Consider the following 929-nt stretch of genomic DNA (forward strand, 5'->3'; position numbering starts at 1 on the left):
GCCGTCCCGACCGTGTACGAGCGGATCGCCGGCACCGTCCCTGGCCCCCACCCGGCCGGCATCCGCGCGCACGACGGCGGCCCGTACAGCGGGAGGGCGGGGCCGGACGCGGCGGCCTGGAGGAGACGAGAGCCGTCGTTGCCGCGCTGCCCCGGATCGTCCGCGACGCCGTACGGGAGAACAGCCGACGGCGACGGCAACTGGTGGGTGGCGGCCGGCGCGGCGACACCCCGCCCGCCGACAGCGAGCCGGGACCGGCCATGGTGCCGAGCGTCCGAGCACCAGGCGCACGGCAGCAGGAGGGGATGGGAGCCGCGCCACTGCGGGCCCCGCCCGCCGGTCCGCCGTCACGGAGATCACCGTCACCGCGCGAGATTCCCGTGACGCGTGTGACGCATAAGGATCACCGACGGGGGGACTGTTCCAGGGCCAACCTCATCCGGACGCCCGGCCGGGAGGGCGAGAAGCTCCCGGCCTGTGTCCCGAACGCGAAAGGTTCTCCCGTGACCAGAACCGCGCTCAGACTTCTGTTACCCGCCCTGCTCTTCCTGGCCTCCCTGGTCGTCCCGTCGTCCGCCGTCGCGGCCGACGGCACTCGCGCCGCCGCGGGACCGACCGCCGGTGTCATGTGTCTCAGCAGCGACTATCCGCGCACCCGCATTGTCAATGTCGAAGGCTGCAACCCCTCGGACTCGCGCCAGCGCTGGACCGTGAGCGGCACGCTGATCTCCCAGTCCGCCCACCCGGGTATGTGCCTGCGCAGCGACTATCCGCGCACCCGCATCGTCAACGTCGAAGGCTGCAACGCCTCCAACGGCAGCATGCTCTGGAACGTCGGCGGCGGGCTGATCTCCCAGGCCGCCCACCCCGGTATGTGCCTGCGCAGCGACTACCCGCGCACCCGCATCGTCAACGTCGAAGGCTGCAAC

At 72.2% G+C, this 929-nt stretch carries 2 protein-coding genes; one reads left to right on the forward strand and one right to left on the reverse strand.

The features are described from left to right. Positions 1-200: hypothetical protein (locus GT042_RS38700; protein WP_237530455.1), on the reverse strand; the 200-nt coding region annotated here is incomplete at its 3' end. 303 nt (positions 201-503) lie between these two features. On the opposite strand from GT042_RS38700, the gene GT042_RS38705 reads away from it, so the two are divergent. Then, positions 504-929: ricin-type beta-trefoil lectin domain protein (locus GT042_RS38705; RefSeq protein ID WP_345943676.1), on the forward strand; the 426-nt coding region annotated here is incomplete at its 3' end.

The sequence above is a fragment of the Streptomyces sp. SID3212 genome, assembly GCF_009865405.1.
GTDB lineage: Bacteria > Actinomycetota > Actinomycetes > Streptomycetales > Streptomycetaceae > Streptomyces.